Source organism: Dactylosporangium sp. NPDC050588, from assembly GCF_040654975.1.
Lineage (GTDB): Bacteria > Actinomycetota > Actinomycetes > Mycobacteriales > Micromonosporaceae > Dactylosporangium > Dactylosporangium maewongense.
Genome location: NZ_JBFAJA010000009.1, coordinates 59,244 through 82,475 on the forward strand (window position 1 = coordinate 59,244; position 23,232 = coordinate 82,475).

The following is a 23,232-nucleotide window of genomic DNA, read 5'->3' on the forward strand; positions in this document are numbered from 1 at the left end:
CCATGCTCCTCGTCGTCGGTCAGATATTCCGTGCGCACGGCATCCGCGGCGAGGTCGTCGTGGACATCCGCACGGATGATCCGGCAGATCGTTTCGCCGTCGGGTCGGTCCTGGTGACCGACTCGACGGCGGTCCGGCATCTGCAGAAGGTCCCGGCCGGTGCCTGGCGCCCGCCGGCGACCCTCACCGTCGAGTCGGTCCGCCCGCACCAGGGCCGGCTGCTCGTCGTGTTCGAGGGCATCTACGACCGCAACCTCGCCGAGGACATGCGCGGCGTGCTGCTCTGCGTCGACAGCGCCGACATCCCCGCCCCGACGGACCCCGATGAGTTCAACGACCACGACCTCGTCGGTCTCTCGATCGTCGACGCGGCGGGGGAGAAGGTCGGCGAGCTGCTGCGCATCGACCACGCCCCGGCGCACGACCTGCTCGTCGTGCGGCTGGTCGACGGGCGGACCGGCCTCGTGCCGTTCGTCCGCGAGATCGTGCCCGAGGTCGACGTGCCGGGTGGGCGGATCGTCATCACCCCGCCGGAAGGCCTCTTCGACCTATGAGGGTCGACGTCGTCACGATCTTCCCGGAGTATCTCGCCCCGCTCGACCTGTCGCTCATCGGCAAGGCCCGCCGCACCGGGATCCTCGAGCTCGCCGTGCACGACCTGCGGACCTGGACGCACGACGTGCACCGCACCGTCGACGACACACCGTATGGCGGCGGTCCGGGCATGGTGATGCGGCCCGAGCCGTGGGGGCAGTGCTTCGACGACCTCGCGTCGCCTTCCACGCATCTCGTCGTTCCCACGCCCGCCGGTGTGCCGTTCACACAGGACCTCGCACGCGCGTTTTCTGCGGACCCGCACCTTCTGTTCGCTTGTGGGCGATATGAGGGGATCGACCAGCGGGTGATCGACCACGCGGCCACCCGGATGCGGGTGAGTGAGGTCTCGCTCGGCGACTACGTCCTGTTTGGCGGCGAGGTCGCCGTGCTGGTCGTCATGGAGGCGGTGACCCGGCTGCTGCCCGGTGTGCTCGGCAACGCCGACTCCCTGGTGGAGGAGTCGCACGCCGCCGGTGTACTGGAAGCGCCCATGTACACGAAGCCGCCGACCTGGCGGGGGCTGGACGTGCCCGAGGTGCTGCGCTCCGGCGACCACGGCAAGATCGCCCGCTGGCGGCGCGAGGAAGGCCTGCGACGCACCGCTTCCCGGCGGCCCGACCTGCTCGAGGGGACCGGATTTCAGGTTCCGGGTGTCGATGTGGCAAAGTAGTGGGGTTGCTGCGGGCTGATGCCTGCGCACCTCCTGATCATCTTTACGTTCGCGCGCCATGGATTCGGGCGTGCCTTGAGTGACGAGGAACTGCCGCGATGAACACGCTGGACGCGCTCGACGCAATGTCGCAGCGGACCGATATCCCGAGCTTCCGCGCCGGCGACACCATCAAGGTGCACGCGCGGGTCGTCGAGGGCAACCGGTCCCGGGTCCAGGTCTTCCAGGGCGTCGTGATCCGTCGCCAGGGCGACGGCCTGCGCGAGACCTTCTCGGTCCGGAAGGTGAGCTTCGGCGTCGGCGTCGAGCGCACCTACCCGGTCAACAGCCCCGCCGTCGACCGCATCGAGGTCGTCACCCGCGGTGACGTGCGCCGGGCCAAGCTCTACTACCTGCGCGACCTCCGTGGCAAGAAGGCCAAGATCAAGGAGAAGCGCGAGACCAAGGTCGGCTGAGCCGCACCCTGATCGACTTCCGGCGAGGAGGACCCGTCCACGGGCCCTCCTCGCAGTCGTTCGCCTGAAAGCTCGCGTTCCGGTCAACCGGCGCCGGGCTCCCCATTTTGGTCTTGTGCCTCTAGGCTGACGCCGATGGCAAGCGACTACGGCCGCGATGGTTACGACGATCGCGGCGATGACATACACCCACGCCGCCGCCCCCTGGATCAGGAGGGCGGGGAGCGTGGGCGTCCTGGTTTCGGCGGCAACACCTACCCGGAGCACGACTACTGGGGGCAGACGCAGGCGGGGCAGTCCCAGCAGGCGTTCGACGCCTGGGGGCGGCACCGTGGTGGTGACCCGGACCGGGATGATCAGCGCGGCGGTGACTGGAACCGGCCCGCCCGGTCCTGGGACGACGACCCGCACGGCGACCGTGGGCGCGAGTCCGGCCGGGGCCGCTGGGACCGCGACGAGCCGCCGGTCGTGCGTGACCGGGCGTTCGAGGACCGGGGCTATGCCGACCAGGGCTACGGCGACCGGGGGCGTGACGGCGGGGGCTACGACGACCGCGGCTATGACCAGCGGGGCCGCGGCGACCGCGGCTATGACGCGCAGGGTTACGACACGCGCGGCTACAACCGCCGCGGCTACGACGACCGTGGTTACGACGACCGTGGTTACGACGACCGCGACGGCTACGACGACCGCCGCTCCGGCGAGCAGGGCTCGTACCGGGGCCGGGGCGCGTCCGCCGGCCGCCGCGGCGCCTATGACGACGACAGCTCCGCCGCCTCGTGGAGCAGCAAGGTCCGCAAGAAGCGCAAGAACATGCCGCTGTGGCAGGAGCTGCCGCTGCTGCTGATCGTCGCGTTCTGCCTGGCGGTGCTCATCCGCACGTTCCTCGTGCAGGCGTTCTTCATCCCGTCCGGCTCGATGGAGAACACCCTCCTCGTCGGCGACCGGGTGCTGGTCAACAAGGTGCTCTACGACGTCCGCGAGCCTCAGCGCGGCGAGGTCGTCGTGTTCGAGGGCCCGGCCAACTGGGCGCCGGAGAACCAGGTCGACAAGGACGCCGGCTTCTTCGCCGAGCTCGGCCGCACGGTCGGCGACCTGGTCGGCTTCAGCCAGCCCGGCGAGAAGGACTTCATCAAGCGCGTCATCGGCCTGCCCGGCGACACCGTCTCCTGCTGCGACGTGCAGGGCCGCGTCTTCGTCAACGGCTACCCGCTGGACGAGTCCGCGTATGTCTACGAGGACTCGCCCCTGGACGCCACCCCCAACCCGAAGCAGTGCACGGCGCGCCGCTTCGGCCCGATCAAGGTCGAGCCGGGGCAGATGTTCGTGATGGGTGACCACCGCGGCGTCTCGCAGGACTCCCGCTGCCAGGGACAGGTGCCGATCGACAACGTCATCGGCCGGGCCTTCGTCATCCTGTGGCCGAGCGGGCGGTGGGCCTGGCTGCCGGTACCGGACACATTCAAGAACGTGCCGAAGAGCGCTTCGGCCTCGGTCGGCCCGCGGGTCACCAGAACGCCTGATTTACCTTTGGTGCCCGATATGGTGCTTGCACCACTCGCGGTGACTCTCACGGTTTCGACCCGTTCGGCGCGTCAGGAGCGGTTGAGACGTCGCCGATGGTGACGAGCACGTACCCTTCAGGGCGTGATTGACGAGCAGACCAAGCGCCCCAACACGTTTTGGCGCGAGTTGCCAGTGCTGCTGGGCGTGGCGATCATCGTCGCCGTCGTGGTGCGGGCATTCGTCCTTCAGACGTTCTACATCCCGTCCGAGTCGATGGAGAACACCCTCCTCATCCGCGACCGCGTGCTCGTCAACAAGCTCGTCTACGACTTCCGCTCCCCGCACCGGGGTGAGGTGATCGTCTTCGAGGCGCCCGCGTCGTGGCGCAACGACCCGTCCGAGGAGGACTTCATCAAGCGGGTCATCGCGACCGGCGGCGACCACGTCGTGTGCTGCGACGACAAGCAGCGCATCACCGTGAACGGCAAGGCCCTCGACGAGACCTACATCTACGCCGACGAGAACGGGCTGCAGGATCTCCCCAGCGAGGAGCAGTTCGACGTCACGGTGCCGGCCGGGCGGCTGTGGGTGATGGGCGACCACCGGTCGAGGTCGGGCGACTCGCGGTACAACTTCGTCCGGTACAAGGACCCCGTCCAGGCGACGATCCCCGAGGACAACGTCGTGGGCAGGGCGTTCGTGGTGTTCTGGCCCTTCTCCAGGGCGAAATGGCTCAGCGTGCCGGAGACCTTCGACAAGGTGCCGGCGCCGACTGCGAAGTGAGACGTCGTAATCTCGTCGTATGACCCACGACGGGGGACGACACATCGACCGTCGGGCCGCGCGGGTGCTCCTGCTCGACCCGGACGGCCGCGTGCTCATGCTGCACGGGTGGGACCCCGCGCGCCCGTCGCACACCTACTGGTTCACCGTGGGCGGCGGGCTGGAGCCGGGGGAGACCCTGCTCGACGCCGCCGTGCGGGAGGCGTTCGAGGAGACCGGGCTGCTGTTCTCCCCGGCGGACATGGTCGGCCCGGTGCGCACCGACACGGTGTCGTTCCCGTTCGACGGTTCCTGGTTCGCGCAGGAGCAGTCGTTCTTCGTGGCACGGACCGCTGACACCCGTGTCGATCTGTCCCGACTCAACGAGGCGGAGCAGGGCTGCATCGACGAGGCGCGCTGGTGGTCGCCCTCTTCGCTGGAGTCCTCCGGTGAGCTCTTCTACCCACCGGACCTGCCCGCGTTGCTGAGGGAGGTGGCGTGATGCTGGCGCCACCCCGCACCGTCGTGCACCGTGCCGCCGGGCTTTGGGCCCTGGAGCGGGCGCTGCAGCGGCGCGGCTTCGAGCGGGTCGCCGGCGCCGACGAGGCCGGCCGGGGTGCCTGCGCCGGGCCGCTCGTGGTGGCCGCGGTCATCCTCCCGCAGGGCCGCCGCGGCGAGATCGAGGAGCTCAACGACTCGAAGCTGCTCACCGCCGCCGCCCGGGAGCGGATCTACGACGAGGTCGTCGCCCGGGCCCTCGCCTGGTCGGTGGTGATCATCCCGCCGGGTGATATCGACCGCCGGGGGCTGCACGTGTCCAACCTCGCCGGCATGCGGCGCGCCTTGGCCGGCCTCGCCGAGCGCCCCGACTACGCCCTCACCGACGGCTTCCGGGTCGACGGGCTCGGCACGCCCGGCCTCGCCGTGTGGAAGGGTGACCAGGTCGCCGCCTGTGTGGCGGCGGCGAGCGTGGTGGCGAAGGTCACCCGGGACCGGATCATGCGGGGGCTGCACACCACGCACCCTGAATACGGCTTCGACGAGCACAAAGGGTATTGCACGCCGGTGCACCAGGCGGCGCTCGTTGCGCACGGGCCGTGCGCCGAGCATCGTTTCTCCTACGCGAACGTGGCGGCGGTGGGGCAGCGGAGGCAAAGGCGCGGTAACGTCGGCGTGGCGCCCGGCGAGGCCGCGACGGTGCCGGCGCAAGTGGGCGACAATGTGGCTATGGAAGGCGGACCGCGATGAGCGCCGAGGATCTCGAGAAGTACGAAACCGAGATGGAGCTCCAGCTCTACCGGGAGTATCGCGACATCGTCCGCCAGTTCTCGTACGTGGTGGAGACCGAGCGCCGGTTCTACCTGGCCAACCAGGTCGATCTGCACGTGCGCAACTCCGACGGCGAGGTCTACTTCGAGGTCGAGATGCACGACGCGTGGGTCTGGGACATGTATCGTCCTGCCCGGTTCGTGAAGAACGTCCGGGTGATGACCTTCAAGGACGTCAACGTCGAGGAGTTGGAGAAGCCCGACATCTCGCTGCCCGACAACGGCTTCGGAGGCTGACGCTGCCCGCCCGCTTGTCCACAAGGCCTCTGTTGTCCACAGGTCGGTGGGCCGGCGGGTGAGGGGGCGGGTGGGATCGGCATAGCTTCGTCGCATGCCGTTCCGCTTCTTGGCGCTGGTACTGGTAGCGCTGTCGTTCGCTGTTCCCGCTGTCGCCCCTGGCGCTCCCGCGCGTGCCGCACCGGCGGTGCCCGACGGTGGTCCGGGGGCGTTTCGCTGGCCGCTGGGGCCGCCGGTGGCCGTGGTCCGCCGGTTCGAGCCGCCACCCGGACCGTATGGCGCCGGACATCGCGGCGTGGATCTGCGCGGCTCCCCGGACGCCGTGGTGCACAGCGCGGGCCCCGGGGTGGTCGCGTTCGCCGGGATGGTCGCCGGGCGGCCGGTGGTGAGCGTGTCGCACCCGGGTGGGCTGCGCACGACCTACGAGCCAGTGGACCCCTCCGTGAAGGCCGGCACCGTCGTCTCCGCCGGCACCCCGCTCGGCACGCTGCGGCCCGGCCACGCCGGCTGCCCGGCGGCCGCCTGCCTGCACTGGGGGCTGCGCTCCGGGGAGGTGTATCTCGACCCGCTGACGCTGCTGCGCCGCGGCCGGGTCCGGCTCCTGCCGCGCTAACGCCGCAGGAGCTTGGGCAGGCCCTCCACGAGGCGCTGGAAGTCGTCCTCGCGGTTGTAGACCTGCGCCGACAGCCGTAGGTAGCCGCGGCCGCGCCAGGCGGCGAGCCCGACCTCGGTGGCGAGCTCGTCGGAGATCCTGCGGCGCAGGGCGGTGGCCGCCGCCGGCTCCGTCACCGCGCCCTGAGGCAGCGGCACGACGGTCATCGGCAGCCCGGTCCGCGGCGGCACGGCCTCGCCGAGGGCCTCGGCGAGCAGTGCCTGGCCGTGCTCGGCGAGCGCGGTGTTGTGCCGGCGCACCGCGTCGAGGCCGAGGGAGCGCAGCACGAAGAGGCCCGTCGGCGCGGCGAGCCACGGCGTGTAGTCGCGCGCGCCCAGCCACTCCAGGCTGTCCGGGAAGCCGGCGTCCTGGTTCCAGGACACGACCAGCGACTGGAGCCGCTCCCGCCAGCGCGGCGCCACCGACAGCAGGGCCGTGCCGCGGGGTGCGTAGGCCCACTTGTGCAGGTTGCCGACCCAGAAGTCGGCGCCGATGCCGGCGACCGGGTCGGGCAGGATGCCGGGCGCGTGCGCCGCGTCGACCAGGACCGCGGCCCGTTCGCCGGCGCGGCCGCGGACCGCCTCGACGATCCTGCGGACCGGCAGGACCCGCGCGGTCGCCGCGGTGATGTGGTCGACGACCACCAGCCGCGTCCTGCCGGTGACGGCGTCGAGGACCGCCTCGACCGCGGCGTCGTCGTCGGGGGCGAGCGGCATACGGGCCACCCTCCGGCTCGCGCCGGTCCGGCGGCAGAAGGCGTCCACGGCGAGGTCGACCGCGCCGTAGCCGTGGTCGGTGGTGACGATCTCGTCGCCGCTGCCGAGGCTCCCGCCATCGCCGCCAATGCCGCCGCCGAGCGCGGCGAGGACCGTGGACGTGCCGGTCGTGGCGTTGTCGACGAGGGCCGTCAGGCCGGGGTCGGCGCCGACGAACGCGGCGAGGTGCCGGCGCACGTGCGCGATGCGCTCCTCCAGGCCGACGCTGAAGAACCGCGGCGGGTTGGCCTCGACCTCGTCGCGCAGCCGCTGCTGGGCCCGCTGCACCGGGATCGGCACCAGGCCGAAGGAGCCGTGGTTGAGCTGCGCGACCGCCGCGTCGTTGGAGAACAGCAGGCGTGCGCCGGGAATCGGCTCCGGAGCGGACATATCCACGATCTTAAGGTCCTGCGCCGCCCTTCCGGGTCGCGTTGCCGGAGTCAGGCGCGGGGGTGGGCCTGCTCGTACGCGGACCGGAGCCGCTCGATCGACACGTGGGTGTAGATCTGGGTGCTGGCCAGCGAGGCGTGCCCCAGCAGCTCCTGCACCGAGCGCAGGTCGGCGCCGCCCTCGAGCAGGTGGGTCGCGGCGGAGTGGCGCAGGTCGTGCGGGGAGGTGTGCGGCAGGCCGGTCGCCCTGGCGTGCCCGTCGACGAGGCGCCGGGCGGCCGTGGGCTGCAGGCGGCCGCCGCGCGCGCCGAGGAGCAGCGCCGCGCCGCTCGCGGGGCCGGCGAGGGCCGGGCGGCCGCTGCGCAGCCACTCGGTCAGCGCCTGCTCGGCGGGCAGCCCGTAGGGCACCGCGCGCTCCTTGTCGCCCTTGCCGATGACCCGCACGACACGGCGCATCCGGTCGACGTCGCCGACGTCCAGGCCGCACAGCTCGCTGACCCGGATGCCGGTGGCGTACAGCAGCTCCAGCACCAACCGGTCGCGCAGCCCCACGGCGTCGTCGCGGCCCGCGGGGGCGGTCACGAGCGTCTCGGCCTGGTCGGCGCGCAGCACGGTCGGCAGGTCGCGGTGCGCCTTCGGACTGGCGAGGCGCTGGCCCGGGTCGGTGGCGAGCAGGCCCTCGCGGTGGGCCCAGGCGGTGAACGTCCGCGCGGCGGCGGCGTGCCTGGCCAGGCTGGCACGGGCGGCGCCGGCCGCGCGCCGGCGGGCGAGCCAGCCGCGCAGCACCGCCAGCGTCAGCTCGCCCGGGGCGGTCGCGCCGGCGCGGGAGGCGTGGTCGAGCAGGGAGACGACGTCGCCGACGTACGCGCGGACGGTGTGCTCGGAGCGGTTGCGCTCGGCGGCGAGGTGGCGGGCGAAGTCGTCGACCGCGGTGCGCATGCCGTCCGGCAGCGCTTCATGCTGTTCCGCGACGCCGGTCGTCTGCGGCGGAGCCGCTCTTCTCGTCTTTTGCGTCGTCATTTGCGGCGGAGCTGGTCTTCGAGGAACCGCTCGATCAGGCCCCGGACCACCGCCGCCATCGTGAAACCGTGCTCGGCGCACCAGGCGCGCAGCTCGGCGTGCCGCTCGGTCGGCAGGCGAAACGTGACGAGCTGGCTCTCCTCGCCCGCCGGCAGGGCGCCGCCGAGGGCGTTGTTCAGCACGCCGGCGCGCATCTCGACGGCTGCGGCGAGCAGGTTGCCGCCGCCGGCCTGGGCCGGCGTGCCACGGTCGAGGAGCCAGACGGTGATCTCCTGGCGGGTTGGGGCGGGGAGCGTCTCGAGCAGCTCCACGAGCTTGTCGGCAGGGGCAGTCATGCCACCAACGATAGTGCCCGCTATCGCTGTGCGATATCGCCTTGAGTTCTTTGACTCCGTCAGGAAAATCGTTGACTATGTCAAGTATGACTGTCGCGGCCGTACGGGAGTTCAACCGCTACTACACGAACCTCATCGGGGTGCTGCGGGCCGGCCTGCACGACTCCGCCTACTCGCTGGCCGAGGTGCGGGTGCTGTACGAGCTGGCCGTGGACAGCGCGCACGACACGGCCGAGCTGCGGCGGCTGCTCGACATCGACGCCGGGTACCTGAGCCGGATCCTCGGCAGGCTGGAGGCCGACGGGCTCGTCGCGCGGTCCCGGTCCGCATCGGACGCGCGCCGCCGCCGCATCGAGCTGACGCCGGCCGGGCGGGAGGCGTTCGCGGCGCTGGACGCGCGCTCCGAGGAGCAGATCGCCGGGCTGCTCGCCTCCGTCGGCGAGGTCGACCGGCGGCGGCTGGTCGGCGCGATGGACACGATCCGGTCGGTGTTCGAGGGCGTCCTGCCGCCGCGCGCCGTGGTCCTGCGGCCGCCGCTGCCCGGCGACCTGGGCTGGGTCGTGCAGCGCCACGGCGCGCTCTACGCCGCGGAGTACGGGCTGGATGCCACCTTCGAGGCGCTGGTGGCCCGCATCGTCGCCGACTACGCGGCCTCGCACGACCCGAGGACCGAGGCGGGGTGGATCGCCGAGGTCGACGGCGCTCCCGTCGGGTCGATCTTCTGCGTACGGGCGGACGAGGGCGTGGCGAAGCTCCGGCTCCTGTTCGTGGAGCCGGCGGCGCGGGGGATGGGCGTCGGCGGCACGCTGGTGGACGAGTGCGTGCGGTTCGCGCGCCGGGCCGGGTATCGGGAGATGGTGCTCTACACGCAGGACGTGCTGCTCGCCGCCCGGCGCATCTACCAGCGGGCCGGGTTCGTGCTGGAGAGCGCCACCCCGGCGTTCGTGTACGGCGTGGACGTCGCCGAGGAGCAGTGGCGCCTGTCGCTGTGACGTTCCCGTTTTCCACAAGCGGCCCGTTGTCCACAGGTTGCCCGCTCGCGTCGCGCCCCGTTTCGCGAAACGCGGCAGGCTCCCGACATGACCAACACCAACCAGATCGTGGGCCGCTTCGGCGAGCGCCTGGCCGTGCGGCATCTCATCGCCCGTGGCCTCGTCCCCCTCGACCGCAACTGGCGCTGCCCGTCCGGTGAGATCGACGTGGTCGCCCGCGACGGGCCGGTGCTGGTGTTCGTCGAGGTGAAGACCCGCCGGGGCGCCAAGTTCGGGGCGCCGGCGGAGGCGGTCAGCGCCGACAAGGCCCGCCGCGTGCGCCGGCTCGCCGCCCGCTGGCTGGCCACGCACGGCGCCGGCGACCGGCGGCAGGTCCGCTTCGACGTGGTGGCCGTCCTGCTCGGCGCCGACACCGTCGGCGTGCGGCACCTCCGCGGGGTCTTCTGATGGGCTACGCGAAGATCCGCTCCGTCGCCCTGCAAGGGGTGGTCGGGCAGGTGATCGTGGTCGAGGCCGACGTCGCGCCCGGGCTGCCGAGCCTCGTCGTGTCGGGCCTGCCCGACGCCGCGCTCACCGAGGCCCGCGACCGCATCCGGGCCGCCGTGCACAACTCCGGGGCCACCTGGCCGCAGCAGCGCATCACGGTCAACCTGTTGCCCGCCCATGTGCGCAAGCACGGCTCCGGGTTCGACACCGCCATGGCGCTCGCCGTGCTCGCCGCCGGCGCCGACCTGCCGACGCGCCTGCTGGTCGACGCGGTCATCCTCGGCGAGCTCGGCCTCGACGGCACCCTCCGGCCCGTCCGCGGGGTGCTGCCCGCCGTGCTCGCCGCCAGCCGCGCCGGCGCCGGCCTCGTCGTCGTCCCACCCGGCAACGTCGACGAGGCGCGGCTCGTGCCCGACGTGCGGGTCCGCGCCGCCGACTGCCTCGGCCGCATCATCGGCTTCGTCCACGGCACCGAGACGCTGCTCGACCCGCCCACGCAGCCGCCACCGGCGCAGCGCCCGCCGGCCGACCTCGCCGACGTCCTCGGTCAGGAGCGCGGCCGCCGCGCCATCGAGCTGGCCGCCGCCGGCCGGCACCACCTGGCGATGTTCGGCCCGCCCGGCGCCGGCAAGACGCTGCTCGCCCAGCGGCTGCCCGGCATCCTGCCCGAGCTCACCGAGCGGGAGTCCATCGAGGTCACGGCGCTGCACTCGGTCGCCGGCGAGCTGCCTGCCGGCGCCGGCCTGATCCGCCGGGCGCCGCTGCAGGCGCCGCACCACACGTCCTCGATCGCGGCGCTCGTCGGCGGCGGCTCCGGCATCGCCAAGCCCGGCGCGATCAGCCTCGCCCACCACGGCGTGCTGTTCCTCGACGAGTGCGCCGAGTTCCAGGCCAGCGCCCTCAATGCCCTGCGCGAGCCGCTGGAGCACGGCGAGGTGCGGCTGCGCCGGGTCCACGGCGAGACGGTCTATCCAGCAAGGGCCCAGCTGGTCCTCGCCGCCAACCCGTGCCCGTGCGCCCGGCCCGGCGGCGACGCCATGTGCCAGTGCCCGCCGGGGGTGCGCGTCCGGTACCGGTCCAGGCTCTCCGGCCCGCTGCTGGACCGGGTCGACCTCCAGGTCGACGTGGTGGCGGTGCGCTCGGCGGCGCTCTTCGGCACCGAGCCGGCCGAGTCGTCCGCGACCGTCGCGGCGCGGGTCGTGCGGGCGCGGCAGGCGGCGGCGAGCCGGTGGGCGCCGCACGCCCGGTCCAACGGGGAGGTCCCCGCCGCCGTCCTGCGCGACCGGCGCTTCCGGCTGCCGCGCGCCGTGCTGCACCCGCTGTCCACCGCGATGGACCGCGGCCAGCTGTCGGCCCGGGGCATGGACCGCGCGACCCGCGTCGCGTGGACCGTCGCCGACCTCGACGGCCGCGACCGCCCCACCATCGGCGACGTCCATGAAGCCCTCGAGATGCGGTCAAGGAGAGGCCGATGAGCACCATCGACCGGGCGGCGCGGCTGGCGCTGGCCCATCTGGTGGAGCCCGGCAGCCGGGAGCTCGGGCTGCTGGTGCGGGCTGTCGGGGCGCCGGAGGCGCTGGTCATGGTGCTGCACGGGCACGGCGTCACCGAGGCGCTCGCCGGCGCGGTCCACGCCCGCCTCGACGCCACCCTGCTCGACGCGCGCACCGGCTCCGCGGACGCGTGGGCCGAGCGGGTCGCGCTCACCCTGGCCGGCGAGATGACCGAGCGGGCCGGCCGGCTCGGCGCTCGCATGGTCACCGCCGTCGACGACGAGTGGCCCACCGCGCTCGACGACCTCACCCGGGTCAGCCACGACGGCGCCGACGCCCTCCGCCGCGACACCGACCCGCCGTTGTGCCTGTGGCTGCGCGGGCCCGTCCGGTTGGAGGAGGCGCTGGAGCGGTCGGTGTCCGTGGTCGGTGCCCGGGCCATCACCCACTATGGCGAGTTCGTCGCGTCGGAGCTCGCCTTCGGCCTGGCGGAGCGCGGCTGGGCGGTGGTCTCCGGCGGCGCGCTCGGCGTCGACGTCACCGCCCACCGGGGCGCCCTCGCCGCCGGCGGGGTGACCTGCGCGGTGCTCGCCTGCGGCATCGACCAGGTCTACCCGGTCTCCAACGCGGCCGTGTTCGAGCGCATCACCGAGGAGGGGCTCCTGCTGACCGAGTGGCCGCCGGGCACCCGGCCGCACAAGACCAGGTTCCTGACCCGCAACCGGGTCATCGCCGCCGCCACCCGCGGCACCGTGATGGTCGAGGCCGGCTCCCGCAGCGGCGCGCGCAACACGCTGTCCTACGCCCGCCGCCTGGAGCGCTCCGCCATGGTCGTCCCCGGCCCGATCACCTCCGCGATGTCGGTCGGCTGCCACGTCGAGCTCCGCACCCCCGGCACCGTCCTCGTCACCCGCGTCGACGAGATCGTCGAGGAGGTCGGGCGGCTCGGGGAGCTCGCCGACCCCATCCACGGCGACGAGCGCCCCGAGGACGCCCTCGATGCCACCCAGGCCAGGGTCCTCGACGCGGTGGCCCCTCGGGCCGCCCGCTCGGCGGAGGAGATCGCCGCCATCGCGGGCGTCGCCACCCGCGCCGCCCGCCGGACCCTTCCCGTTCTGGAGCAGCACGGCTTCGTCGTCAGCACCGAAGCCGGCTACCGCCTCGCCCCGAAGAAGGCCCGCTCGTGACAGCCTCCCCGACCCGGCACGCCGTCAGCCGGCCGTCCTTGCCACCGCGCACGCCGGCCGCATCCGGACGGGTGCGCCCGCGAGCAGTGGCCAGACCGCACCCGCGGAAGGAGCGCCGGGCCGCCCGGGATGCCTCTCCTGGCCCGCAGCCCTGGCCCGCAGCCCTCGCCCGCAGCCCTGGCCCCCGACCGTCGCCGGTTCGCCCCGCGCCTCCGGGCGGCGTTGCCTCCGGGCGGCGTTGCCTCCGGGCGGCGTTGCCTCCGGGCGGCGTTGCGTCCGGGCGGGGGTTGCGTCCGGGCGGCGTTGCGGTTGGGTGGCGTTGTGTCCGGGCGGCGTTGCGTCCGGGCGGGGTTGTGTCCGGGCGGCGTTGCGGTTGGGTGGCGTTGCGTCCGGGCGGGGGTTGCGTCCGGGCGGCGTTGCGGTTGGGTGGCGTTGTGTCCGGGCGGCGTTGCGTCCGGGCGGGGTTGTGTCCGGGCGGCGTTGCGGTTGGGTGGCGTTGCGTCCGGGCGGGGGTTGCGTCCGGGCGGGGTTGTGTCCGGGCGGCGTTGCGTCCGGGCGGGGTTGTGTCCGGGCGGCGTTGCGGTTGGGCGGGGTTGTGTCCGGGCGGCGTTGCGTCCGGGCGGGGTTGTGTCCGGGCGGCGTCGCGTCCTGCGGGGTCGGGTCTGGGCGGGGGTCGTGTCCGAGGTTGTCGTGTCAGGCGGGGGCGGGTCTGGGCCGGGTTGCGTCTGGGCGGCCTCGTGTCCGGGGGCGTCGTGTCTGGCGGCGTCGGCTGCCAGATGTGTTCTCTGATCAGTCGGGTCGGCCGGGTTCGTGGATGGTCAGCGCTCTGGGCGTGGTGCGGTGCCGCTTGTCGAACGGCTGCTGTGGCCGTCCACACCCACGATCATGTGACGGGGGCGGGGTCAGAGGCGGCGGAGGCGGGTGATGGCTTCCTCGATGACCTCGTCGCGCTTGCAGAAGGCGAACCGGATGATGTGGCGGCCGGCGGCGGCGTCGTCGTAGAAGACCTGGGTGGGCACGGCGACGACGCCGCAGCGGTCGGGCAGGGCCAGGCAGAAGTCGACGCCGTCGGTGCCGCCGAGAGGGGTGATGTCGGCCGTGACGAAGTAGGTACCTTCCGAGCGGAGGACGGCGAAGCCGGCGGCGGTCAGGCCCTCGCAGAGGCGGTCGCGCTTGCGCTGGAGGTCGTCGCGGAACTGCTCGTAGTAGGAGGGCGGGGAGTTCAGGGCCACGGCGATCGCGGGCTGGAGGGGGCCGGCGTTGACGAAGGTGAGGAACTGCTTGACGCGCAGGGCGGCGGAGACCAGGTCGCGGGGGCCGCAGATCCAGCCGATCTTCCAGCCGGTGCAGGAGAAGGTCTTGCCGGCGGAGGAGATCTGCAGCGTGCGGGCGCGCATGCCGGGCAGGGACGCGATCGGCACGTGAGGGGCGTCGGCGTCGGTGAAGACCAGGTGCTCGTAGACCTCGTCGGTGACGGCGACCGCGTCGAACTCCTCGCAGAGGGCGGCGATCTGCGCCAGCTCGTCGGGGGTGAAGACCTTGCCGGTCGGGTTGTGGGGGGAGTTGAGCAGGACGAGCCGGGTGCGGGAGCCGAAGGCGGCGCGCAGCTCCGCCGGGTCGAAGGCGTAACCGCCGTCGTGGGCGCGCAGGGTCACCGGGCGGCGGACCGCGCCGGCGAGGGCGATGGAGGCGGCATAGGAGTCGTAGTAGGGCTCGAAGCAGACGACCTCGTCGCCGGGCTCGCAGAGGGCGAGGATGGTGGCGGCGATCGCCTCGGTCGCGCCGGCCGTGACGATGATCTCTCCGTCGGGGTCGTAGTCCAGGCCCCAGAACGCCTTCTGGTGGGCCGAGATCGCCGCGCGGAGCTCCGGGACGCCGGGGCCCGGCGGGTACTGGTTGCGACCGGAGCGGAGGGCCTCGGCGGCGGCGTCGAGCATGGCGGCGGGGCCGTCGGTGTCGGGAAAGCCCTGGCCGAGGTTGACCGCGCCGGTGCGGACCGCGAGTGCCGACATCTCGGCGAAGATGGTCGTGCCGAAGGGGCGCATCCGGGCGACGAGTTGATCACGCGAGGCGTCAGTCACCCACCGAGTATGCGACGCCGGTCACTGCTGGAGTTGCCCAGGACCGTCACCGGCGGATATCCGGCAGTGCACCGGAGTGGCGGGGATCATCCGGACCGCCTACCGTGACGGACCGTGGATGGACGCCGGAACTACTCCCCGGACCCGGATGCGGAGCCCCGCTGGTACCCGGACGACCGTGGATACGACGAGCCTGGCCGCGGCGAGCGCCGCGACGACCGCCGGGACGACCGGTCGCGCGACGACCGCGGCTACGGGGACGACCGCGGCTACACGCCGACGCGGTACGCCGACGAGCGTGAGTACGACGACGGCTACCGGGTCCCGGAGCCGCGCAGCGCGTCCCGCGGTTACGGCGGCGACCCGCTGCCGTACGGCGACAGTCCGAGCGGGCAGTTCAGCGCCCCGCTCCCATCGGCTCCCGAGCACCCCGACGCCGCCGAGTCGGTCTCCAGGTCACGGCGCTCCGAGGCGATCGACCGCAGCGCGCTGCAGCGGCCGGTGTCCGGCGGTGCGCCGAGCGCGCCCGTGAGCGCTCTGTCGTCGCCCGTGGTGACGGTGCCCACGGTGCCGGCGCCCCCGGCGGCGCCGCAGGGCGGGTACGGCCAGCAGGCTCAGCAGAGCCAGCAGGACGCGTTCGCGGCGCCGACGACCCTGACCGCGGCGATCCCGCCGCCGTCGGCGGCGCCCGCGGCCGCTGCCGCGGAGCCGGGCGGTGCGGTGTACCGGTCGAAGCGGCCGGGGCTGGCCGTCGTGCTGGTGCTGCTCACGATCGTCTTCGAGGTGCCGGTGCTGCGGTTGTTCCTGACCGCGATGACCGCCGACAAGATCGAGGCCACCGGCACGCTCGCGAGCATCTTCATGATCCTCGGGCTGCCGATGTTCGCCCTCGGCCTGTACGGGCTGATCGGTGGCGCCGCGGCCGCCGCCTCGGGGGCGCGGGCCTGGCTGCGGACGCCGCTGGCGTACCTGCCGATCGCGGTGCTGCTGTTCATCGCCGCGGCCCTGTCCACCTGACCGGCCGCGCCGTTCCCACGTGACGAGCCGGCGGCCGGTCCACGTGACCGGCCGCGGCCTGTCCACCGCAGACGCGCCGCGGCCCTGTCCACGTGACGAGCCGCGGCTTGCGCATAGGACCGGCCTCGGCCTGTCCGGCCCGACGGGCTGCGACCCTGTCCACGTGACGAGCCGACGACCGGCTGACCGGCGAGCGCTGAACCAGACACCGAGGCCCTCCGCCGCGGTGGGCGGACGAGGCCCTGCCGGGTGACGGACCGGCCTGGTCGGCGCGGCGGCCGGGGGCGGATTCGTGGGTCGGCGGCGACTGCGCGTACACTTCCGGACGGCGACCGTGCACGCACGGTCGACCTCGCGCGCCCTCCCGCAGCCCGCCGCTTTCTCGCGCCGGGCCAGAAACCAGGGCGGCGGCCGCCCTGGTCCCGATCCGCAGCCACGCGCTGGGTCGGGTGAGACGGCCGACGACCGGGCGCCAGGACGGCGGACCGACCGGACCGTCGTGGAAACCAGGATCGAAAGGATCCCACGAACATGGCTGTGACCATGCGTCAGCTGCTGGAAAGCGGCGTGCACTTCGGACACCAGACCCGCCGTTGGAACCCGAAGATGAAGCGCTTCATCTTCACGGAGCGCAACGGTATCTACATCATCGACCTGCGCCAGACGCTGGACTACATCGACAAGGCCTACGACTACATCCGCAACACCGTCGCCGAGGGTGGCTCGGTGCTGTTCGTGGGCACGAAGAAGCAGGCGCAGGAGGCGATCGCCGAGCAGGCGACGCGTGTCGGTCAGCCGTACGTCAACCACCGCTGGCTGGGTGGCATGCTGACCAACTTCCAGACCGTCTACAAGCGGCTGCAGCGGATGAAGGAGCTCGAGTCCCTCGACCTCACCGGCACCGCGCAGGGCTACACGAAGAAGGAGACCCTGCAGCTGTCGCGCGAGCAGACCAAGCTGAGCCGCACGCTCGGTGGTCTGCGCGACATGCAGAAGCTCCCGTCGGCGATCTGGGTCATCGACACCAAGAAGGAGCACATCGCGGTTGACGAGGCCCGCAAGCTGGGTATCCCGGTCATCGCCGTGCTCGACACCAACTGCGACCCCGACGAGGTCGACTTCCCGATCCCGGGCAACGACGACGCCATCCGCTCCGCCGCCCTGCTGACCCGCGTGGTCGCGGACGCGGTCGCGGACGGTCTCATCGCCCGGTCGGGCCGCGCCACCCGTGCCGACCAGAAGCCCGAGCCGGGCGTCGTGGCCGGCGACGAGCCGCTCGCTGAGTGGGAGCGTGAGCTGCTCGAGGGTGCCAAGCCCGACGACGCCGCTCCCGCCGCCGAACCCACCCAGGCCTGACACGAGCCGTCAAGGCGAACTCAAGCGAGAGAGAGTCATGTCCAACTTCACCGCCGCGGATGTCAAGCGACTCCGCGATCTGACCGGCTCCGGCATGATGGACTGCAAGAAGGCGCTCGAGGAGGCCGAGGGCGACTTCGACAAGGCCGTCGAGCTGCTGCGTATCAAGGGTGCGAAGGACGTCGGCAAGCGTGCCGGCCGCACCACGGCCAACGGCCTGGTCGCCCACGTCGGCTCGGGTCTGGTCGAGATCAACTGTGAGACCGACTTCGTCGCCAAGAACGAGGCGTTCGTCGAGCTCGGCCAGAAGCTGGCCAAGCATATCGACGAGACCAAGCCGGCCGACGTCGAGGCCCTGCTGGGCTCGAAGCTCGGCGACAGCACGGTGGCCGAGCTGATCCAGACCGAGTCGGCGCGCATCGGCGAGAAGCTCGTCATCAACCGCCTCGCGGTCCTGGGCTCGCCGGTCGCGATCTACATGCACCGCAAGAGCCCGGACCTGCCCCCGCAGGTCGGCGTCGCGGTCGAGTTCACCGGCAAGGACGACGAGGCCGCCCTCGCCGACGCGCGTGGCATCGCGATGCAGATCGCGGCCATGCGGCCGAAGTACCTGACCCGCGAGGACGTCCCGGCCGACACGGTCGAGTCGGAGCGCCGCATCGCCGAGCAGACCGCTCGCGAGGAGGGCAAGCCGGAAGGCGCCCTGCCGAAGATCATCGAGGGCCGGGTCAACGGCTTCTTCAAGGACTTCGTCCTCGTCGAGCAGGCGTCGGTCAGCGACAACAAGAAGACCGTCAAGCAGGTGCTGGCCGAAGCCGGCATCGAGGTGACACGGTTCGTCCACTTCGAGGTCGGCCAGGCCTGATAGCAGGGCGCGGAGGGGGTCACGGAATCCACACTGGATGCCGGGACCCCCTCGTCATATCCCCTTCCAGCGGCAGAACGGACACGGAGAGGTTGCCCAGATGACGCACACCGCTGTGGAAGCGGCAAGGCAGGCATTGACGCCGGCCCCGATCGGGGTGCGACGCGTCGTGCTGAAGCTCTCCGGCGAGGTGTTCGGCGGTGGCGCCGTCGGCGTCGACCCGAACGTGGTGCGGCACATGGCCCGCCAGATCGCGGCCGTGGTCCGCCGCGGTGTCCAGGTGGCCGTCGTCGTCGGTGGCGGCAACTTCTTCCGGGGCGCCGAGCTGTCCCGGGCCGGCATGGACCGGTCCCGCGCGGACTACATGGGCATGCTCGGCACCGTCATGAACTGCCTCGCGCTGCAGGACTTCCTGGAGAAGGAAGGCATCGACACGCGGGTGCAGAGCGCGATCAGCATGGCGCAGGTCGCGGAGCCGTACATCCCGCGCCGCGCGATCCGGCACATGGAGAAGGGGCGGGTCGTGATCTTCGGCGCCGGCGCCGGCATGCCGTACTTCTCGACCGACACCGTCGCCGTGCAGCGCGCCCTGGAGATCCACGCGCACACGGTCCTGATGAGCAAGAACGGCGTCGACGGTGTGTACACGGCCGACCCCCGTACCGACCCGACGGCCCGCAAGCTCGACAGCCTGACGTTCGCCGATGCCCTGCTGCAGGGCCTGCGGGTCGTCGACCAGACCGCGTTCAGCCTCTGCCAGGAAAACGCGCTGCCGATGCTCGTGTTCGGCGCCGAGGGGGAGGACAGCGTGGCTCGCGCGTTGAGTGGTGAGAGGATCGGCACGCTCATCACCGCTGAGCCCATCCCGGACCGAGGAGGAAAGACCACGTGATCGAAGAAGCTCTCTTCGAGGCCGAAGAGAAGATGGAGCGCGCGATCGAGCACGCCAAGGAGGAGTTCGCGGTCATCAGGACCGGCCGAGCGACCCCGGCGATGTTCGGCAAGGTGATGGTCGACTACTACGGCACGCCCACCCCGCTGCCGCAGATGTCGTCGATCGCCATCCCGGAGCCTCGTATGGCGATCATCAAGCCGTACGACGCCTCGGTGATCGGTGCGATGGAGAAGGCGATCCGCGACTCGGACCTCGGGGTCAACCCCAACAACGAGGGCACGCAGATCCGGATCAACCTCCCGCAGATGACCGAGGAGCGGCGCCGCGAGATGATCAAGATCGCGCGGCACAAGGCCGAGGACGCCCGGGTCGCCGTGCGCAACGTGCGCCGTAAGGCGAAGGAAGAGCTCGACCGCATCGTCAAGGACGGCGAGGCGGGCGAGGACGACGGGCGCCGCGGCGAGAAGGAGCTCGACGACCTGACGCACAGGTTCGTCGCCCAGATCGACGAGCTGCTCAAGCACAAGGAATCAGAGCTCCTCGAGGTCTGATGACGCCCCCCGGTAACCCTTCGACCAGGGCGCGGCACATTGATGCCGCGCCCGAGGCGTCTATGCCAAACGAACCAGCGCCGGCCGGCGAGAAACCCAAGCGCCGCGCCGGCCGCAACCTTCCCGCCGCGATCGGTGTCGGCGTGGGCCTGGGCGGTGCGGTCATCGCCTCGCTCTTCGTGTGGATCCCGGCGTTCCTCGGTCTGGTGGTGCTCGCCGTCCTGGTCGGCATCTGGGAGATGGTCCGTGCCGTCAGCGTCAACAAGGCGAGGCCGCCGCTCGCGCCGCTGCTCGTCGGCGGGCCGGCCATGGTGGTGCTCGCCTGGTTCGGCGGCGCCGAAGTCCTGCCGGTCGGCCTGCTCCTGACGCTGCTGGCGGTGTTCGTGTGGCGGTTCGCCGGCGGTCCCCGCGACTACCAGCGGGACGTCACCGCAGGTGCCCTGATCGCGGTGTACGTGCCGTTCCTCGGCGCCTTCGCGGCGCTGCTCGCGCACCCCGGCAAGGACGTCTCCGACGGCGCGGTGCGGGTCCTGGTGACGATCGTCGCCGTGGTGCTGTCCGACACGGGTGGATATGTGACCGGTGTCTTCCTCGGCAAGCACCCGATGGCACCTTCCGTCAGCCCGGCGAAGTCGTGGGAGGGCTTCGCGGGGTCGGTCGTGTGGACCGGTGCCGGCAGCGCGGTGGCGATTCCGCTGCTCCTGTCCGACGCCGTCTGGTGGCACGGGGTCGTCTTCGGGGTCGCGGTCGCGGCCGCGTCGGTGCTCGGCGACCTCGGCGAGTCGCTGATCAAGCGCGACCTGGGCGTCAAGGACATGAGCAACCTGCTACCAGGTCACGGTGGGCTCATGGACCGGCTGGACTCGATCCTGCTCGCCCTGCCGACCGCGTACGCCGTTCTGGCGTTCCTGGTGCCCCCGTCCTAGTGCCCTTGGCCAGCGGTACTGAAGATCACGCGACTCGGCATGGGACACTTGAAGACGTCATGACACAGCTTCCCGTTCTGAACCTCGAATCCACCGCGACCGGCACGACGAGTGACGGCCGCCGGGCGACCATGCCACCGCGTCACCTGGCCGACCTCGATCTCGCCGGGCGCCGGGCCGCCGTCGCCGAGCTGGGGGAGCAGGCGTTCCGCGCGGGGCAGGTGTCGGCGCACTACTTCGGCCGGCTGGTCCGCGACCCCGCCGACATGACGGACCTTCCCGCCAGGAGCAGGGACGCGATCGCGGAAGCGCTGCTGCCGCGCCTGCTGCACCCCGTACATGAGAAAGCCACCGACGACGGGGCGACCCGCAAGACGTTGTGGCGGCTTCACGACGGCTCCCTCGTCGAGAGCGTTCTCATGGGATATCCAGACCGCGTGACGGTGTGCGTGTCGAGCCAGGCGGGCTGCGGGATGGCGTGCCCATTCTGTGCCACCGGCCAGGCCGGGCTCACCCGCAACCTCTCCACCGCGGAGATCGTCGACCAGGTCGTCTGGTTCGCCGGGATGGCCGCCCGCGGGGTCCTGCCCGGCAGCCCGGACCGGCTGTCGCGGGTCGTGTTCATGGGCATGGGCGAGCCCCTCGCCAACTACAACCGGGTCGTCGCGGCGGTCCGCAGGCTCACCGACCCCGCCCCGGAAGGGCTCGGGCTCTCCCAGCGGCACATCACCGTGTCCACCGTCGGGCTGGTCCCGGCGATGCGCCGGTTGACGCAGGAGGGGCTGTCGGTGACGCTTGCGCTGTCGCTGCACGCACCCGATGATGATCTGCGCGACACGCTCGTGCCGGTCAACCAACGTTGGAAGGTCGCCGAAGTGCTTGATGCCGCGTGGGAGTATGCGGCTCGCACTGGTCGGCGCGTGTCCATTGAATACGCAATGATCCGGGATGTGAACGACCACCCGTGGCGGGCGGATTTGCTCGGCCGGCTCTTGTCCGGCCGTCTCGCGCATGTCAATCTCATCCCGCTCAATCCGACACCCGGGAGTAAGTGGGACGCTAGTCCCAAGCCGGTGGAGCGAGAGTTCGTCCGGCGCCTCCGGGCGGCAGGGGTCGCGACCACGGTGCGCGACACCCGCGGCCGGGAGATCGACGGGGCCTGCGGGCAGCTTGCCGCCTCAAACGGTGGCAAGGTGGGAGAGCGTGAAACAGGCTTGCTAGCACGGCGAGCGAACGAGGAGACACAGTGAGTCAGGGTCAGCGGTTCCGGCGCCGTGCGCTGCGGCGGGGATACAAGGTCGACGAGGTCGACTCGTTCCTCGACCGGGTCGAGGCCACCCTCTCCGGTGACCCGATGGGCGCGCCGGTGAGCGCTCAGGAGGTCCACGATGTGGTCTTCCGGGTGCGCTTCGGCGGATATGACGAGTGGCAGGTGGACCTGCACCTCGACCGGGTCGAGCGCCAGCTGGCCGAGCTGGAGGAGCGCGGCGGCGGTGGCTTCGGCCGCGCTCTCGACTCCCGCGGTGGCGAGATGCGCAGCGGCGAGATGCGCATGGCCCCCGAGCGGATGCCCGAGCGCATGCAGCCCGAGCGCATGGGCCCGCCCCCGATGGAGCGCATGCAGCCCGAGCGGATGGGCCCCCCGCCCATGGAGCGCATGCAGCCGGAGCGGATGGGCCCGCCCCCGATGGAGCGGATGCAGCCGGAGCGCATGGGCCCCCCGCCGATGGCGCCGCCGCCCCCCCTGCCGCCGCGGCCGGCCCCCACTCCCGCCGGCCCGCCCCGCGACCCGAACTACGGCCGTTACGACGAGCCCACGTACGGTGGCGCCTTCGACGACGACCGGGGCTACGAGGCGCCGCGCCAGCCGCGCGCGGACATGACCGCCGAGATCCGCATGGACCGCGACCGGCCCGAGCCGGCGACCTACGGCGGCGCGCCCGACCGTGACCGCGACCCGTATGGCGGCGGCCCCGACCGCGACCCGTACGGCGAGCCCTACGGCGGCCCGCCCCAGGCCGCGCCGGTGCAGCACCAGTCGACCGAGGTGGCCCGCATCGACCAGCTGCGTCGCACGTTCCAGCTGCGCCGCTTCGGCAGCGGCTACGACCGCGCGCAGGTCGACCGGCTGTTCGAGGGCGTCATGGCGTCACTGTCCGGCCGTGGCGGCCCGCTCACCGACGGTGACCTCGACCCGTCGCACTTCAACCTGGTGCCCGGCGGCTACTTCGAGGCGGAGGTCGACGCCGCCCTCAAGGAGGTCCGTGACCTCGTGATGCGCCGCCGCTGAGCGCAGACGCGAAAAGGCGCACCGGTGCTTCCGGTGCGCCTTTTGCCGCATGTACGACCAGCGACTACCGAAGGCCGTTCCGGCGCAGCACCCAGTCCCCGACGAGGGCGAGCACCAGTACACCGGCGGTCGCGATCAACCAGATGTCCTCGACCCGGCCCTGGTGGTTGCCGACCAGCATCCCGAGGATGAGCAGCACGGTGACGGCAGCACCGAAGCGGGCGGCCCGCGGGTGTCCCGGCTTGTGCTGGTCGGGAGAGGTCACAGGCTCGTGCTCGGCCACGACGCGTCCTTTCGCTGCAGGTGTGCTTCGCGACAAAGTCTGGCATGCGGCACCCGGACCGACGGTTGCGGGTCGGTCGGGTAGCGTCGGAGCGGCATGCCAGT

General features: G+C 72.2%; 25 protein-coding genes and 2 pseudogenes. 22 read left to right on the plus strand and 5 right to left on the minus strand.

Translation table 11 applies throughout. From position 1 onward, the window contains the following. Nucleotides 1-2 precede the first annotated feature (2 nt). The 9 genes from rimM (at nucleotide 3) to AB0I21_RS08005 (ending at nucleotide 6,168) form a co-directional block, all read left to right on the plus strand. A complete protein-coding gene (gene rimM / locus AB0I21_RS07965; protein WP_360559629.1) occupies nucleotides 3-554 on the plus strand; it encodes a ribosome maturation factor RimM in 552 nt (183 codons plus the stop codon). Further along, nucleotides 551-1,267 carry a tRNA (guanosine(37)-N1)-methyltransferase TrmD gene (gene trmD, locus AB0I21_RS07970; protein WP_360559630.1) on the plus strand — a complete coding sequence of 239 codons (717 nt, stop codon included), beginning with the start codon at nucleotides 551-553 and terminating at the stop codon, nucleotides 1,265-1,267. Before rimM ends, trmD begins: the two co-directional genes overlap by 4 nt. 98 nt (nucleotides 1,268-1,365) lie before the next feature. Next, nucleotides 1,366-1,722, plus strand: a complete 357-nt coding sequence (gene rplS / locus AB0I21_RS07975) for a 50S ribosomal protein L19 (RefSeq protein ID WP_033357828.1) — start codon at nucleotides 1,366-1,368, stop codon at nucleotides 1,720-1,722. Between the two features lie 813 nt (nucleotides 1,723-2,535). Beyond that, nucleotides 2,536-3,348 carry a signal peptidase I gene (lepB, locus tag AB0I21_RS07980; protein WP_360559715.1) on the plus strand — a complete coding sequence of 271 codons (813 nt, stop codon included), beginning with the start codon at nucleotides 2,536-2,538 and terminating at the stop codon, nucleotides 3,346-3,348. A 21-nt stretch (nucleotides 3,349-3,369) separates the two neighbouring features. Further along, nucleotides 3,370-4,011 (plus strand): signal peptidase I, encoded by a 642-nt coding sequence (lepB, locus tag AB0I21_RS07985; protein WP_360559631.1) that lies wholly within the window; start codon nucleotides 3,370-3,372, stop codon nucleotides 4,009-4,011. A gap of 19 nt (nucleotides 4,012-4,030) precedes the next feature. Beyond that, nucleotides 4,031-4,492 carry an NUDIX domain-containing protein gene (locus AB0I21_RS07990; RefSeq protein WP_360559632.1) on the plus strand — a complete coding sequence of 154 codons (462 nt, stop codon included), beginning with the start codon at nucleotides 4,031-4,033 and terminating at the stop codon, nucleotides 4,490-4,492. Next, the gene (locus tag AB0I21_RS07995; RefSeq protein ID WP_360559633.1) at nucleotides 4,492-5,238 is read left to right on the plus strand and encodes a ribonuclease HII; all 747 of its coding nucleotides are present in this window, start codon (nucleotides 4,492-4,494) and stop codon (nucleotides 5,236-5,238) included. Before AB0I21_RS07990 ends, AB0I21_RS07995 begins: the two co-directional genes overlap by 1 nt. Continuing rightward, nucleotides 5,235-5,555 (plus strand): DUF2469 domain-containing protein, encoded by a 321-nt coding sequence (locus tag AB0I21_RS08000; RefSeq protein ID WP_033357832.1) that lies wholly within the window; start codon nucleotides 5,235-5,237, stop codon nucleotides 5,553-5,555. The genes AB0I21_RS07995 and AB0I21_RS08000 overlap by 4 nt, the downstream gene beginning before the upstream one ends. A gap of 94 nt (nucleotides 5,556-5,649) precedes the next feature. Beyond that, nucleotides 5,650-6,168 carry a M23 family metallopeptidase gene (locus tag AB0I21_RS08005; RefSeq protein ID WP_344507935.1) on the plus strand — a complete coding sequence of 173 codons (519 nt, stop codon included), beginning with the start codon at nucleotides 5,650-5,652 and terminating at the stop codon, nucleotides 6,166-6,168. Here AB0I21_RS08005 and AB0I21_RS08010 read toward each other — a convergent pair. From AB0I21_RS08010 to AB0I21_RS08020, 3 genes are read right to left on the minus strand one after another with little or no spacing between them, the layout of a single operon-like run. Continuing rightward, a complete protein-coding gene (locus AB0I21_RS08010; RefSeq protein WP_360559634.1) occupies nucleotides 6,165-7,352 on the minus strand; it encodes an aminotransferase class V-fold PLP-dependent enzyme in 1,188 nt (395 codons plus the stop codon). The genes AB0I21_RS08005 and AB0I21_RS08010 overlap by 4 nt on opposite strands. A 50-nt stretch (nucleotides 7,353-7,402) precedes the next feature. Next, nucleotides 7,403-8,371, minus strand: coding sequence for a tyrosine recombinase XerC (locus AB0I21_RS08015; RefSeq protein ID WP_360559635.1), 969 nt, complete (start codon nucleotides 8,369-8,371; stop codon nucleotides 7,403-7,405). Next, a complete protein-coding gene (locus AB0I21_RS08020) occupies nucleotides 8,368-8,706 on the minus strand; it encodes a hypothetical protein (protein ID WP_360559636.1) in 339 nt (112 codons plus the stop codon). The genes AB0I21_RS08015 and AB0I21_RS08020 overlap by 4 nt, the downstream gene beginning before the upstream one ends. Before the next feature lie 86 nt (nucleotides 8,707-8,792). Here AB0I21_RS08020 and AB0I21_RS08025 point away from each other — a divergent pair. From AB0I21_RS08025 to dprA, 5 genes and pseudogenes are all read left to right on the plus strand, one after another. After that, nucleotides 8,793-9,083 (plus strand): annotated as a pseudogene (locus AB0I21_RS08025) (helix-turn-helix domain-containing protein); the annotation flags it as partial. 45 nt (nucleotides 9,084-9,128) lie between these two features. Next, complete coding sequence (locus AB0I21_RS08030) at nucleotides 9,129-9,698, plus strand: GNAT family N-acetyltransferase (protein WP_360559716.1); 570 nt, start codon at nucleotides 9,129-9,131, stop codon at nucleotides 9,696-9,698. 87 nt (nucleotides 9,699-9,785) lie between these two features. After that, on the plus strand, nucleotides 9,786-10,145 hold the full coding sequence (locus tag AB0I21_RS08035) for a YraN family protein (protein ID WP_344507927.1): 360 nt from the start codon (nucleotides 9,786-9,788) through the stop codon (nucleotides 10,143-10,145). Then, nucleotides 10,145-11,659 (plus strand): YifB family Mg chelatase-like AAA ATPase, encoded by a 1,515-nt coding sequence (locus AB0I21_RS08040; protein WP_360559637.1) that lies wholly within the window; start codon nucleotides 10,145-10,147, stop codon nucleotides 11,657-11,659. Before AB0I21_RS08035 ends, AB0I21_RS08040 begins: the two co-directional genes overlap by 1 nt. Further along, the gene (gene dprA / locus AB0I21_RS08045; RefSeq protein WP_360559638.1) at nucleotides 11,656-12,864 is read left to right on the plus strand and encodes a DNA-processing protein DprA; all 1,209 of its coding nucleotides are present in this window, start codon (nucleotides 11,656-11,658) and stop codon (nucleotides 12,862-12,864) included. The genes AB0I21_RS08040 and dprA overlap by 4 nt, the downstream gene beginning before the upstream one ends. A 902-nt stretch (nucleotides 12,865-13,766) precedes the next feature. Here the strand turns inward: dprA and AB0I21_RS08050 are convergent. After that, on the minus strand, nucleotides 13,767-14,945 hold the full coding sequence (locus AB0I21_RS08050) for a pyridoxal phosphate-dependent aminotransferase (protein WP_360559639.1): 1,179 nt from the start codon (nucleotides 14,943-14,945) through the stop codon (nucleotides 13,767-13,769). 114 nt (nucleotides 14,946-15,059) lie between these two features. Here AB0I21_RS08050 and AB0I21_RS08055 point away from each other — a divergent pair, with 114 nt between their 5' ends. The 8 genes and pseudogenes from AB0I21_RS08055 (at nucleotide 15,060) to AB0I21_RS08090 (ending at nucleotide 22,845) form a co-directional block, all read left to right on the plus strand. Continuing rightward, a complete protein-coding gene (locus tag AB0I21_RS08055; RefSeq protein ID WP_360559640.1) occupies nucleotides 15,060-15,962 on the plus strand; it encodes a hypothetical protein in 903 nt (300 codons plus the stop codon). Between the two features lie 531 nt (nucleotides 15,963-16,493). Continuing rightward, the gene (rpsB, locus tag AB0I21_RS08060; RefSeq protein WP_344507918.1) at nucleotides 16,494-17,318 is read left to right on the plus strand and encodes a 30S ribosomal protein S2; all 825 of its coding nucleotides are present in this window, start codon (nucleotides 16,494-16,496) and stop codon (nucleotides 17,316-17,318) included. Between the two features lie 37 nt (nucleotides 17,319-17,355). Further along, nucleotides 17,356-18,183 (plus strand): translation elongation factor Ts, encoded by an 828-nt coding sequence (gene tsf, locus AB0I21_RS08065; RefSeq protein ID WP_360559641.1) that lies wholly within the window; start codon nucleotides 17,356-17,358, stop codon nucleotides 18,181-18,183. Between the two features lie 100 nt (nucleotides 18,184-18,283). Beyond that, nucleotides 18,284-19,075, plus strand: coding sequence for a UMP kinase (gene pyrH / locus AB0I21_RS08070; RefSeq protein ID WP_344507914.1), 792 nt, complete (start codon nucleotides 18,284-18,286; stop codon nucleotides 19,073-19,075). Beyond that, nucleotides 19,072-19,629, plus strand: coding sequence for a ribosome recycling factor (gene frr, locus AB0I21_RS08075; RefSeq protein WP_344507912.1), 558 nt, complete (start codon nucleotides 19,072-19,074; stop codon nucleotides 19,627-19,629). The genes pyrH and frr overlap by 4 nt, the downstream gene beginning before the upstream one ends. A gap of 107 nt (nucleotides 19,630-19,736) precedes the next feature. Next, nucleotides 19,737-20,555, plus strand: a pseudogene (locus tag AB0I21_RS08080) (phosphatidate cytidylyltransferase); the annotation flags it as partial. A gap of 59 nt (nucleotides 20,556-20,614) precedes the next feature. Then, nucleotides 20,615-21,805 (plus strand): 23S rRNA (adenine(2503)-C(2))-methyltransferase RlmN, encoded by a 1,191-nt coding sequence (gene rlmN / locus AB0I21_RS08085; RefSeq protein WP_344508179.1) that lies wholly within the window; start codon nucleotides 20,615-20,617, stop codon nucleotides 21,803-21,805. Beyond that, nucleotides 21,802-22,845 (plus strand): DivIVA domain-containing protein, encoded by a 1,044-nt coding sequence (locus AB0I21_RS08090; protein WP_360559642.1) that lies wholly within the window; start codon nucleotides 21,802-21,804, stop codon nucleotides 22,843-22,845. The genes rlmN and AB0I21_RS08090 overlap by 4 nt, the downstream gene beginning before the upstream one ends. 64 nt (nucleotides 22,846-22,909) lie before the next feature. Here AB0I21_RS08090 and AB0I21_RS08095 read toward each other — a convergent pair whose 3' ends face one another. Then, a complete protein-coding gene (locus tag AB0I21_RS08095; protein ID WP_360559643.1) occupies nucleotides 22,910-23,128 on the minus strand; it encodes a DUF2631 domain-containing protein in 219 nt (72 codons plus the stop codon). Nucleotides 23,129-23,232 lie beyond the last annotated feature (104 nt).